Origin of the sequence: Mycobacterium sp. TY814, assembly GCF_030755175.1 — a bacterium.
In the GTDB taxonomy this organism is placed as follows: Bacteria; Actinomycetota; Actinomycetes; order Mycobacteriales; family Mycobacteriaceae; genus Mycobacterium.
In genome coordinates this window covers 601,320-613,182 of the sequence record NZ_JAUFRY010000001.1, presented here as the reverse complement: position 1 = coordinate 613,182, position 11,863 = coordinate 601,320, and the positions used below count along the sequence as shown (strand labels likewise).

The 11,863-nt window shown below is 70.2% G+C and carries 13 protein-coding genes; 9 read left to right on the top strand and 4 right to left on the bottom strand.

What is annotated here, in order from left to right; all coding sequences use genetic code 11:
• Positions 1 to 73: 73 nt before the first annotated feature.
• Together QXH22_RS02300 and QXH22_RS02295 are read left to right on the top strand one after the other, a co-directional pair.
• On the top strand, positions 74 to 973 hold the full coding sequence (locus tag QXH22_RS02300) for a Rieske 2Fe-2S domain-containing protein (RefSeq protein WP_306274841.1): 900 nt from the start codon (positions 74 to 76) through the stop codon (positions 971 to 973).
• Positions 970 to 1,455, top strand: coding sequence for a hemerythrin domain-containing protein (locus QXH22_RS02295; protein WP_306241148.1), 486 nt, complete (start codon positions 970 to 972; stop codon positions 1,453 to 1,455). Before QXH22_RS02300 ends, QXH22_RS02295 begins: the two co-directional genes overlap by 4 nt.
• On the opposite strand, the gene QXH22_RS02290 is transcribed toward QXH22_RS02295, so the two are convergent.
• The 3 genes from QXH22_RS02290 to QXH22_RS02280 all read right to left on the bottom strand — a co-directional run bounded on the left by QXH22_RS02290 (position 1,452) and on the right by QXH22_RS02280 (position 5,836).
• Positions 1,452 to 2,231 carry a bifunctional 2-polyprenyl-6-hydroxyphenol methylase/3-demethylubiquinol 3-O-methyltransferase UbiG gene (locus tag QXH22_RS02290; RefSeq protein ID WP_306241147.1) on the bottom strand — a complete coding sequence of 260 codons (780 nt, stop codon included), beginning with the start codon at positions 2,229 to 2,231 and terminating at the stop codon, positions 1,452 to 1,454. The genes QXH22_RS02295 and QXH22_RS02290 overlap by 4 nt on opposite strands.
• A gap of 34 nt (positions 2,232 to 2,265) precedes the next feature.
• Positions 2,266 to 3,933, bottom strand: coding sequence for a PE family protein (locus QXH22_RS02285; RefSeq protein WP_306241146.1), 1,668 nt, complete (start codon positions 3,931 to 3,933; stop codon positions 2,266 to 2,268).
• 205 nt (positions 3,934 to 4,138) lie between these two features.
• Entirely contained in the window at positions 4,139 to 5,836 is a 1,698-nt protein-coding gene (locus QXH22_RS02280; RefSeq protein WP_306274840.1) for a PE family protein, read from the bottom strand.
• Between the two features lie 207 nt (positions 5,837 to 6,043).
• Between QXH22_RS02280 and pcaH the strand changes: the two genes are divergently transcribed.
• Genes pcaH through QXH22_RS02265 form a run of 3 tightly spaced genes read left to right on the top strand, consistent with a single transcriptional unit; the run spans position 6,044 to position 8,566 of the window.
• The gene (gene pcaH, locus QXH22_RS02275) at positions 6,044 to 6,778 is read left to right on the top strand and encodes a protocatechuate 3,4-dioxygenase subunit beta (RefSeq protein WP_306274839.1); all 735 of its coding nucleotides are present in this window, start codon (positions 6,044 to 6,046) and stop codon (positions 6,776 to 6,778) included.
• Between the two features lie 4 nt (positions 6,779 to 6,782).
• Complete coding sequence (gene pcaG / locus QXH22_RS02270) at positions 6,783 to 7,352, top strand: protocatechuate 3,4-dioxygenase subunit alpha (protein ID WP_306274838.1); 570 nt, start codon at positions 6,783 to 6,785, stop codon at positions 7,350 to 7,352.
• Complete coding sequence (locus tag QXH22_RS02265; protein ID WP_306274837.1) at positions 7,349 to 8,566, top strand: lyase family protein; 1,218 nt, start codon at positions 7,349 to 7,351, stop codon at positions 8,564 to 8,566. The genes pcaG and QXH22_RS02265 overlap by 4 nt, the downstream gene beginning before the upstream one ends.
• Here QXH22_RS02265 and QXH22_RS02260 read toward each other — a convergent pair.
• Positions 8,563 to 9,363, bottom strand: a complete 801-nt coding sequence (locus tag QXH22_RS02260; protein WP_306241142.1) for a class I SAM-dependent methyltransferase — start codon at positions 9,361 to 9,363, stop codon at positions 8,563 to 8,565. The two genes, QXH22_RS02265 and QXH22_RS02260, sit on opposite strands and share 4 nt — an antisense overlap.
• A gap of 134 nt (positions 9,364 to 9,497) precedes the next feature.
• Here QXH22_RS02260 and QXH22_RS02255 point away from each other — a divergent pair, with 134 nt between their 5' ends.
• From QXH22_RS02255 to QXH22_RS02240, 4 genes are read left to right on the top strand one after another with little or no spacing between them, the layout of a single operon-like run.
• On the top strand, positions 9,498 to 10,160 hold the full coding sequence (locus tag QXH22_RS02255) for a metalloregulator ArsR/SmtB family transcription factor (protein WP_306241141.1): 663 nt from the start codon (positions 9,498 to 9,500) through the stop codon (positions 10,158 to 10,160).
• Positions 10,157 to 10,582 (top strand): hypothetical protein, encoded by a 426-nt coding sequence (locus tag QXH22_RS02250; RefSeq protein ID WP_306241140.1) that lies wholly within the window; start codon positions 10,157 to 10,159, stop codon positions 10,580 to 10,582. Before QXH22_RS02255 ends, QXH22_RS02250 begins: the two co-directional genes overlap by 4 nt.
• 12 nt (positions 10,583 to 10,594) lie before the next feature.
• Entirely contained in the window at positions 10,595 to 10,942 is a 348-nt protein-coding gene (locus QXH22_RS02245) for a cupin domain-containing protein (protein ID WP_306241139.1), read from the top strand.
• A 2-nt stretch (positions 10,943 to 10,944) separates the two neighbouring features.
• Positions 10,945 to 11,862 carry a nitronate monooxygenase family protein gene (locus QXH22_RS02240; protein WP_306241138.1) on the top strand — a complete coding sequence of 306 codons (918 nt, stop codon included), beginning with the start codon at positions 10,945 to 10,947 and terminating at the stop codon, positions 11,860 to 11,862.
• Position 11,863: the final 1 nt, after the last annotated feature.

Genomic DNA, 11,863 nt, shown 5'->3' with positions numbered 1-11,863 from the left:
ATTCAAACCGCGGCGATGACAGGGAATTCTGGCATTTGCGGCCCAATCGGTCGTCGCACCAGGGGAGGATTACATGCGGAAGTTCGGTCCGCGGGTGCTGGCCATGATCGAACGACAGGAGTGGCTCGATCGGCCCAGCTATCGCCTCGAGCACATCATGGCTTTCCTGTTCAACGCTCTGGGGCGGATGAGGGACCGGGTGATGAACGCGCTGAACGGCGTCTGGCTCGGGCATCCGGTGCATCCGCCCCTGGCATCGCTGGCCAGCGGAGCACTCGGCACGGCAGTGGCGCTGGATGCGTTGAGTCTGGTGCCGGCACGGCGACCGGGCGCCGAGCGGAACACCGCTCAGATCGCCTCGCATGCCCTCGGCCTCGGGATTGCGGCCAGCATCGCGTCGGCGGTCACCGGGGTGTCCGATTGGCAGCACACCCACCAGGCGGATCGACGCGTCGGGTTGGTGCACGGTGCGGTGAATTCCGTCGCGACGCTGCTCTACGTACTGTCCTGGCGGGACCGCCACCACGGGCACCGTCTGCGGGAAGCGGGGCTGGCGGCGGCCGGGTATGCGATCACGCTGGGCGGCAGCTACCTCGGTGGTGCGTTGGTGTTCGATTCCGGCATCGGCGTCGACCAGAGCGGTGCGCGGTTACGCACCCGGCAGTGGACACCGGTGCTGCCGGCCGGCGCACTCAACGGCAAGCCGGTTCGCGTGGAGGTGGACGGCGTCGGACTGGTTGTGTGCCAGAGCAAGCCGGGAGAAGTGGCGGCATTCGGCGAGTTCTGTCCCCACCTGGCGGCGCCGATGGCCGACGGCTGGGTCGATCGCGGTCGGATCGTGTGTCCCTGGCATGGATCACGATTCGCGCTGGAGTCCGGCGAAGTGCTGCGTGGTCCGTCGGCCGCACCGTTGCCGTGCTACGAGGCTCGATTGAGGGAGGGAAATGTGGAAGTGCGCGGAGTGGCCAATTGAATGCATATGAAGTGCTCAAGGATCACCATGTGGTGCTGAAAGGCTTGGGGCGCAAGGTCAGTGAGGCGCCGGTGAACAGTCAGGAGCGCCATGAACTGTTCGATGAGATGCTGCTGGAACTCGATATTCACTTCCGGATCGAGGATGACCTGTATTACCCGGCGTTGGCGGCGGCCAGTGAGTTGATCGCGGTTGCCCACGCCGAACATCGCCAGGTGGTGGATCAGTTGGGCGTGCTGCTGCGGACCCCGCAGAGTTCATCGGCTTACGAGGACGAGTGGAACACGTTCAAGACCGTGCTGGAGGCGCATGCCGACGAAGAGGAACGCGACATGATTCCCGCGCCGCCGCCGGTGCAGATCACTGACGCCGAACTCGAGGAACTCGGGAACAAGATGGCGGCGCGGATCGCCCAGTTGCGCGGTTCGTCCCTGCACAAGCTGCGTACCCGGGGCAAAGCCGCGCTGTTCAAGGCGATTTAGTCCAGCGGCCGTCGTCCGATGCCGGCCATCATGATCGGCGTGAAAACGCGGACGTCGCCGGTGAAGCGTGCCGCGGCCGCATCGGCGTCCGCACTCGCGATCAGCCCAGCCTCGACGACGGCCGCGCGCAGACTCTCGAAGGACAACCTGAAAAAGTCGAAACCCGCTGCGCTGGAATCGATTACCCGCGCCCGGCCTTCGCCGCGGACTTCGGTCAGCCCGGCGGCGGCAAGATCGGCGACCACGCGACGGCCGTAACGCGGCTCGAAACCGGCCTGCTGCATGAACGACAGGATGGCATCGGTGACGAGCTCGAGTTGGGCGTCGGCTTTGTCGAAGCCGAACGGTGTCCAGTCCAGATCTTCGATCACCATCCATCCGCCGGGGCGCAGGGTCGTCGCCAGGCGGTCGATGATCTGTCGCCGGTCCGGCAGATGCTCGAGCACCAGGCGCGAGTGCACCAGGTCGAATTGGCCTTCGGGGAGTTCATCGGTGCGGATGTCGAGGCGGCGCACGTCGATGGCGTCACTGGCCAGTGGTTCGATGAAGCGGGTGTCGATGTCGACGGCCACCACGGAAGCGCCGCGACCGGTCATCCAGTGCAGTAGTGACCCGCCCCCGGCACCGACTTCCAAACAGCGCCAGGACTTTTCGGAACGACCGAGCCCGAGTTCTTCGAGCAGCGCCTGGGTTCCCGCGTCCCACAGGCTCTCCATGGCGCCCAACCGGGTCCGTTCCTCGGCGAAGTCCTGGTCGTACACGTAGTCGCTCGGCATGGCGCTCAGGGTATCGGTCGGCGAGGGTCCCGTGTCACCCGCTGGCGCCGCTCGCGCCCTGGCTACCGGTGCTTCCGTTGGCGCCGTTGCCGCCTACGCTGCCCGCGGTCGCGTTGCCGCCGGCGGCGCGACCACCCGCCCCTCCGGCGCCGCCCGCGCCGCCCGCACCACCGGCACCGCCCGCACCGCCTGCGCCGCCGGTCGCGCCGTCACCCACCGAGCCGAGCAACCCCCCGGCCCCCGCCGTGCCAGCCGCACCGCCGGTGCCGCCGGTGCCACCGGCCCCGCCTGTGCCGCCTGATCCACCGGTGCCGCCGGTGCCGCCGGTCGAATCGTTGTCTCCGGTACCGGCAGCGGTGGCGTTGCCGCCGACTCCACCGGCCCCGCCGGCAGCGCCCACACCGCCGGCGCCACCAATGCCGCCGGCGCCGCCGTGCCCGGCATCGCCGCCATGGCCGATCAGCATCCCGCCGCGCCCGCCGTTGCCCCCGTCACCGCCGGCCCCGCCGGTGCCCCCGACACCTCCGGTGCCGCCGACGCCTCCGGTGCCGCCGACACCGCCGCTAGCCTGCCCGATGCCCGGGGCGGCGGCACTGACGGACGCCGCACCTCCGGCACCGCCCGCGCCGCCTGTCGCGCCGGCGCCGCCCGAGCCGCCGAGGCCGCCGACACCGCCGGCCCCACCGGCCCCACCGTCTCCGAACAACAGCCCGGCATTGCCGCCGGCCCCGCCGTGACCGCCGGCTCCCGCGATGGCGGCGTTACTGCCCAGACCGCCCATACCGCCCTGGCCCCCGGCGCCGCCTTCGGCGAGGTAGAGCGCGTTGTTGGTGCCGGAATTGCCGCCCGTACCGCCGCTGCCACCGGTGCCACCAACCTGTCCCGCGGATCCGGACGTGCCGACAGCGCCGTCACCGCCGGTGAACAGCCCGGGCACCGTGCCGATGTGATCGCCACCGCTGCTACCAATGGCGGCGGGGCCGCTGACCGGTGTCGCAACACCCGTTCCGGCCAGGCCCGTGCCGCCCAGGCCGCCGGCGCCGCCATTGCCGAACAGATTCGCGCTACCGCCAGCGCCGCCGTTGCCGGCGGATCCGGCGTGAAAGCCCGCGACGGCGGCGCCCCCGGTTCCGCCCGCGCCGCCGTTGCCGAAGAGCCACCCGCCGGCGCCACCGCGGCCACCGGCGGCGCCGTATCCGCCACCACCGCCGCGTCCGCCGTTGCCGAACAGGCCGGCGTTGCCGCCGTTGCCGCCGGTCAGTCCGGATGAACCCGGCTGGGTGTAGCCGGCGCCGCCGTTGCCCCACAGCAGCCCGCCGTTGCCGCCGTCCGGATTCGCCGCGGTGCCGTTGGCTCCGTTGCCGACGAGCCGCACACCGAACAGATCCAGACTGGGTTCGGCGGCGGCGAGGCCGGCGAGGTTGGTGGCCTCGGCGCTGGCGTAGGACGCCACGCTGTCGTGCAGAGTCTGGACGAACTGATTGTGGAACGCCGACACCTGACTGCTCAGCGCCTGAAAACTCTGGGCGTGCGTACTGAACAGTGCCGCGATGGCCGACGAGACTTCGTCGGCGCCGGCTGCCGCGATGGTGGTGGTGGAGCACGCCGCAGCCGCTCTCGCCGCGTCGATGGACGACGCCAGCGTGGTCAGGTCACCGACGGCGACTCCGATTAAGTCCGGTGTGCTGAGCAGATATGACATCGCGGAAAACCTTCTTTGCCCGCCGGGCGGAACCGATCTAGTGAAGGTTTTATCCGATTATGAACAAATCTTCAACCACGAAGATTAGTTCAGCGATGATCGGGCCCAGAGTCGCGCAGCAACGGTGCGGGAATGCGACACGGCCGGGCATGACGGATGACGCCATGCCCGGCCGTGTCGAAGAAGGTGCTGCTCCTGGCTATGGTCAGCCGTTCGCGCCGGGGGCGCCGTCGTTGCCGTTGCTGCCCGCGGGACCCGCGACGCCCGGCTGCCCCGGTGCCGGGTTGGTTCCGGTCGCGGTGCCGACGACCGTCGATCCGGCGCCCGCAGCACCGGCCGCCCCGCCGTCACCGCCGAAGCCACCCGCGCCACCGGTGGCGGCGGCGCCCGCCAGGCCGAACAACCCGCCTGCCCCGGCCGTGCCGGCCGCGCCGCCGCTGCCGCCGGCACCCCCGTCGCCGCCGGTCCCGCCCCGGCCGCCGTTGCCGCCGAAACCGCCGTCGGACGCGTTGAACGCACTTGCACCGGTGATCGCTGCGTTGCCCCCGGCTCCACCTCCGCCTCCGACGCCGCCGATTCCGCCGGTGCCGCCGCCGCCGCCGGCGCCGCCGTAGCCCGCGTCCCCGCCGCTGCCGAAGAAGAATGCTCCTCGGCCTCCGGCTCCGCCGGCGCCCCCGGTGCCGCCGGTGCCGCCGGTGCCGCCGGTTCCGCCCTGGCCGCCGGTGCCGCCCTGGCCACCGACGGCCTGACCGCTTGCGGAGAAGTTGGCGATGGTACTGACCGTCGCGGCGCCGCCGGTACCGCCGACGCCGCCGTTGGCGGCGGTGCCACCCGAGCCGCCGATTCCACCGACGCCGCCGAGTCCGCCATTGCCGCCGTCACCGTAAAAGAGTCCCGCGTTGCCACCGGCTCCGCCGATTCCACCGACGCCACCGGCGCCGGCGACACCTGCGTCGATCCCGGCCCCGCCGAAACCGCCCTGGCCACCGGGCGCCCCTTGGGCCAGGTAGACCCCGCTCGGGATGCCGCCATTGGCTGAGGACGCGCTACCGCCGACTCCGCCGGTGCCACCAACCTGGCCGAGCGTTCCAGGGTCGCCGGGCTGGGCTGAGCCACCGCTAACGGCCGGCGGAAATGCACCACCCGAGGCTGCTGCCCCATCGCCGCCGGACGCGGCGGTGCCGTTGTTGGGCGTAATCGCGTTGGCGCCGGCCAGGCCCGCGCCGCCGCTGCCGCCGGCGCCGCCGCTGCCGAACAAGACCGCGTTTCCACCGAGGCCGCCGGTGCCGGCCAATCCGCCGTTGAAGCCCGACGCCGCCGCGCCGCCGACTCCGCCGGCGCCGCCGTTGCCGTAGAGCCAACCGCCGGCCCCGCCCTGACCGCCGGCCGCACCGAAGCCGCCACCGCCGCCCGCCCCGCCGTTGCCGATCAGACCCGCGCGGCCGCCGTTACCGCCGGCCAGTCCGGACGCCCCCGTTTGGGTGTAGCCGGCACCGCCATTACCCCACAGCAGGCCGCCCCTGCCGCCGTTGGGATTCGCCGCGGTCCCAGCTGCGCCGTCTCCGACGAGCAGCACTCCGAACAGCTCCAGGCCGGGCTGCGCCGCGGCGATGCTCGCCAAGTTCGCGGCTTCGGCGCCGGCGTACGACGCCGCACTGGAGCTCAGGGTTTGCACGAACTGGCTGTGGAAGGCCGAAGCCTGCGCGCTCAGCGACTGAAAGCTGTGGGCGTGCGAGCTGAAGACGCTCGCGATAGCCGCCGACACCTCGTCGGCGCCGGCCGCCAAGACGCCGGTGGTCGAGCCTGCCGCCGCAGCCCTGGCCGCGTTGATCGATGACGCGAGGTTGGTCAGATCGCCGACGGCAGATCCGACGAACTCGGGCACGGTGACGACATATGACATGGATGTCCTTCCAACGATCAGTTGAGAGAAATTGCCACGAACGTGTTTGCCAGCGTGCCGGAATCTAACACCGGCATCTGCTCTGGGTTGGCGTTTTGATAAAAACGTCAATTCGCCGTGGGCGGCACACGGGATCGCAGCGGGCATCAACCAAACCGGACTTGCCGGCGGCGGCGCAGCGATTGGCAGCGAGTAGCCTCACGCGGTGTGGAGGCCGGGGAGCGCGTCGCGTCGCAGCGTGACATCTCCGCGCAGATTGCCGCCCTCGCGGTCGGCCACCAGCCGGGCAGCGCCGACGCAACGCCGCGCCTGAATTACCCGCCCTATCGCAGTAGCATCCTGCGCCACCCCGACAACCCGCTGTTGGCCATCGACCCCGACGAGATCGAGCGATCGGCACCGTGTTTCGGCCATCAGGATGCCGACCCGCTTGACGCCGACCTGACGGCCGGGCACCGGGGTGAACCGATCGGGGAACGCATCATCGTGACCGGACACCTGTTGGACGACAAGGGCCGGCCGCTGGCCGGACAGCTGTTGGAAATCTGGCAGGCCAATGCCGGCGGGCGTTACCGCCACGAAGGTGACCAGCACCCCGCCCCGCTCGACCCGAATTTCACCGGCGCCGGCCGCTGTCTGACCGGCCCCGACGGTTCCTATCGGTTTACGACCATCAAGCCGGGTCCCTATCCCTGGCGCAACCACCACAACGCGTGGCGGCCGGCGCACATCCACTTCTCGGTGTTCGGAACCGCTTTCACCCAGCGCCTGGTCACCCAGATGTATTTTCCCGGTGACCCGCTCATCGCGCTGGATCCGATCGTCCAGTCCGTCCTCGATCCCGTGGCGCGGCACCAGTTGGTGGCCCACTACGACCATGACGTGACCGAGCCGGAGTACGCAACCGGCTACCGCTGGGACATCGTCTTGAGCCGGGGTTGATGTGATGGCCGAATCCCGTTGCACCCCAGGGCAAACGGTCGGACCATTCTTCGGCATCGGGCTGCCGTTCCCGCGCGACCGCGAACTAGTCGGCGCCGCATTTCCCGGTGCGCTGGAATTGCACGGCACGGTGTACGACGGGGCCGGAGCTGCGGTGCCGGACGCATTGGTGGAGATCTGGCAGCCCGATAGCGAAGGCCGAATCCTTCGGTCGTCAGGTTTGCTGCGCCGTGACGGTCAATCATTCACCGGCTGGGGCCGGGCGGCGACCGACCCGGACGGACGCTACGCGTTCACCACGCTCGCCCCGGGTCCGACGGGTGCCGGGCGGCCGCCGTACTTCGCGGTCACCGTCTTCGCCCGGGGATTGTTGGATCGGCTGTTCACCCGCGCCTATCTGCCTGATGCCGACCTGGACACCGTCCCGGAGCTGGGCGGCCTGGCACCGCGGCGCCGGATGACGATGCGCTGTGTCGCCGAAAGTGATTCCCGCCGAACGCGATACCGTTTCGATGTGCGCCTGCAAGGTCCTGACCAGACGGTGTTCCTGGCCTATCGGGACGACCGGACGTGAGCAACCTGCTGTGGCCCGGTGACGAACGTGCCGGTGAGCAGATGAGCGATCGGGCGCTGTTGCAGTCGATGGTCGCGGTGGAGTCTGCCTGGTTGGGCGCGCTGGGGACTGCCGGCTTGGCACCCGTATCGGGCGCCGACCTGCGGAAGCTGGTGGGGGAGCAGGACTGCGAGCGTCTCGCCGTCACCGCCGAGGACGGCGGCACTCCGGTGATCGGTCTGGTGGCCCTGCTGCGCCGGCGGGCAGTACCGGCGGTGAGCCCGTGGATCCACCGGGGACTGACCAGCCAGGATGTCATCGACACCGCCCTGATGCTGGCGTTGCGCGGCGTCCTCGCCGAACTGCGGACCCAGCTGGAAACACAGATCGGCACGTTGTCCGCACTTGCCGAGACGCATCGGGACACGTCCATGGTCGCCCGCACGCTCACCCAGCATGCCGCGCCGACCACGTTCGGCGCCAAGGCGGCCGGCTGGCTTGCCGGCGTACTCGACGCCCATGACCGGCTTGCTGCCCTGTCCACCCCCGCTCAGTTTGGCGGGGCAGTCGGAACGTGGGCGGCCACGGCGGAATTGGCCGCCCTGCGCACCGGCGCCACCGACCCCGGCGAACTCGCCGAACGCGTCGCGCGCACCGCAGCGACGACGTTGGGACTGGACTACCGTGCGCCCTGGCATACCGCACGGGCTCCCTTCACCGCCGTAGCCGATGCGCTGGTGACATGCACCGATGGCTGGGGTCGCATCGCCTCCGACGTCGTCACCCTGGCCCGCCCCGAGGTCGGTGAGCTGAGCGAGCCTGCCGCCGAGGGTCGGGGCGGTTCGTCGGCGATGCCCCACAAGCGAAACCCCGTGCTGTCCATCCTGATCCGGCGGGCCGCGCTGGCGGCCCCGCCGGTGGCCGCCACGCTGCATCAGGTGGCCGCACTGGCCAACGATGAGCGGCCCGACGGCGCCTGGCATGTCGAATGGGACACAGTGCGCACGTTGGGCCGGCGCACGCTGGTGGCGGGTTCGCAATGCGGCGAACTGCTGGCCGGGCTGCAGGTGCACACCGGTCGGATGAACGAAAACCTCTGCAAGGCAGACGTTCTCGGAGAGCAACAGGCAATCGCCGAACTCGCCGGGCGGCAGCCTTCGCCGAGCTACGTCGGCGCAACCGACAGGTTGATCGAGCAGAGCCTGCAGCGAGCCCGGCGCGCTCTGGGAGGTTAACCGGGCTTCTGCGCGACGATGGCCACCGCGGCCAACCGCTCGCGGTGCCTGCGGAACGTTTCGCGCATCGCCAGCACCCGTTTACGGGCGTCGGGTTGGGTGAGCACGTTCTTGCCGAATGTGATTGCGCCCCGGAGTCCTTCGTCGGCAATCACGCGCCGCGGTGCCAGCAGCGCCATCGGCGCTGTCGCGACGTGCTGCACCACCAGCCCATGGCCCCCGAGCAGCTCCGACCACTCCGCGACCGTCAGCGGGCGCGCATTGACTTTGATCGCGCGGGCCAGCGACTGCCGCACATCGGTGGTCACCTCTTCGGGCAGATCGTCGGGTGTCAGGGCAAGCTCGTGGATCGCGTAACGTCCCCGTGGCCGCAGTACCCGCGCGGCTTCGGCAACGATGGCGTGCTTGGCCGTATCGCTCTGCATGGTCAGCATCGCCTCGCCGATCACCACGTCGGCGCTGGCGTCGGGCAGACCGGTATCGGCTGCGTCGATGTTCTTCACTTCACCGTGCCCCGCCACCACACCGCGAACCCGGTTCGCCGCGTCCGGGTCGGCTTCCGCACCGACGTAGGACCTGGGCCCCCGGGCAATGATCTCCGCAGCCGTGCGGCCCAGCCCCGGAGCCAGCTCCAGCACGTCGGCATTGGCGATCTCGGCGCGGGCCAGCAGGGTGCGGGTGAGCTCCACGCCGCCGGGCCGCAGCACCCGCTTGCCCAACCGCGCCAGCAGCCAATGGCCGGGGACGTGTGCATCGTCCCGGGCGGAGAGCGGAAGCGGGTCTTTTTCGGAGTTCATAGTGGAGTGTGTTGCTGAACAGAAAGGTAGCGCAGCCGGTATACCGGAGACGGCAGTGCTGTATTTGTACAATATTACTTGTGTAAACTCGCTAGTCCACGCCGCACGCGCTCGGAAGGGGTGAGTGACTCGCCATGGCAGATCCTGATTCGGGACCAGAGTCGACCGGGCGCCGTCGCGAGGTGCTGCGGATTCTGCGGGCGTCCCGCACACCGCTGAGCATCGCTGCGATCGCGAAGAAGCTCGGGGTGCACCCGAATACCGTGCGCTTCCACCTGGACACCCTGGTCGGTGAGGGGCGCGTGGAGCACGTGCAGCCGTCTCGTCGCGGCCCTGGTCGCCCGCCCCTGATGTTCCGGGCGGTGGCGCAGATGGATCGTGAAGGCACCCGGCAATACCGGCTGTTGGCCGAGATCCTCGCCATCGGGCTTGCCGCCGAACCCGATTCCGCCTCCCGGGCGGTGGCTGCCGGCCGCGCGTGGGGCGAGCGGCTCGGATCTCCCGGACCTCAGCCGGACGCTGAACAATCCATCGCCCACCTGATCGGCGTTCTCGACGATCTGGGTTTTGAGCCCGAGCTGCAAGCCGCCGACGGAAAGCGGCAGCTCGGTCTGCGGCATTGCCCGTTTCTCGAACTCGCCGAACGGCAGTCGAGCGTGATCTGCCCCGTCCATCTCGGGTTAATGCGCGGCGCCCTGGAAACCTGGGCGGCGCCGGTGACCGTGGAGCGCCTGGAAGCGTTCGCCGCACCCGACCTGTGTCTTGCGCACCTCGCACCGGCCGTCTCAACGACATGAACGCGGGCCGCTCCATCGAGGTCGCTGTCACTTTCGTCTGGCTCGGCATGGTGCTGGCCATCTCGTTCCTGGAGGCTCCGCTGAAGTTTCGGGCTCCGAACGTGACATTGCAGATCGGGCTGGGTATCGGCCGACTGGTCTTCCGCGCGCTCAACACCGTAGAAGTCGCATTCGCCCTGACCATCGGGGCTCTGGTGGTGGCCGGTCCGACCCCGCCGCGGATCGTGGCCGCGTTTTCGGTCGCCGCCGTCGTCCTGGCCGCGCAGTTGATCGCCGTGCGACCCCGTCTGACCCGGCGCTCCGACCAAGTCCTCGCCGGGCTGGATGCACCACGTTCCCGGGCCCACTACGCCTACGTCGGGTTAGAGGTGGTCAAGGTGGTGGCGTTGCTTGTGGCGGGGATACTGCTACTGAACAACTGAAAGGTGAGGGCCGTGGAATCTATCTCGCTGACAGACCTGGCGTCCGAAAAGCTTGCCGAGGCGCGCACGACGCACAGCGGCCGCGCCGCCCACACCATCCACGGGGGTCACACCCACGAACTGCGCCAGACCGTGCTGGCCCTGCTGGCCGAGCACGAGCTGTCCGAACATGACAGCCCGGGTGAGGCGACCCTGCAGGTGCTGGAGGGTCATGTGCGGTTGACCGCAGCCGAGGACACGTGGGAGGGCAAGGCAGGTGACTATCTGGCCATCCCTCAGGTGCGTCACGCCCTCCTGGCGGTGCAGGACTCGGTGGTGATGCTGACCGTGCTGAAGTCACAACCGGGCGCCTCGCACTGACCGTGTTGGCCACGCCGTGGTCGCGAGACCTCGGGTTGCGGGTACCGATCGTCAACGCGCCGATGGGCGGGGTCGCGGGGGGACGGCTGGCGACGGCGGTGACGGCGGCCGGCGGTTTGGGCATGGTGGGGATGGGCAGTACCGCAACCCGGTCGTCGCTGGCGGCCGAACTGCGCCAGGTGCGCGGGCGGTTCGGGATCGGCCTGGTCGACTGGGTGATGCGGAGTCAGGGCGGACTGCTCGACGACGCGCTGGCCGCCCGGCCGGCGCTGTTGTCGGTCAGTTTCGGCACCGACCTGTCCTGGGTTTCTGCCGCGCGCGACGTCGGAATACCCACCGCCACACAGGTTTACGACGCGGAAGGCGCCCGCCGGGCAGTTGATGCAGGGGTGGACGTTCTGGTGGCGCGCGGGGCGGAAGGCGGCGGCCACGGCGAGGTGCGGTTGGCGACGCTGCCGTTGCTGGACGTCGTGCTCGATGCCGTGGATGTCCCGGTCCTGGCGGGCGGCGGGATCGCGTCACCGCGAAGTCTGGCGGCGGTGCTGGCCGCCGGCGCCGACGGGGCGTGGATCGGCACCCGGTTGGCCGCCTGTCCGGAGGCGCTGACCGGCGCCCCGGGCCGGCAAGCCCTGATCGACGCGGCCGCGACCGACACGCGGGTCACCCGCGTCTTCGATGTCGCCGCCGGGCTGCCGTGGCCGCAGAGGTTTCCGTCGCGGGTGCTGGCCGACGAGTTCGTCGCGCGCTGGACGGGCCGTGAGGAGGCTCTTGCCCGCGACCCGGCGGCGTGTGCCGGGCCGCTGACACCGGTCGACGCGGGCCAGGGGGTCGGGATGATTCGCGACGATGCCAGCGTGGCTGAGGTCATCGAGGCGCTGTGTTCGGGAGCCCGACACCTGCTGACCCGGTGGACGGGGTAAG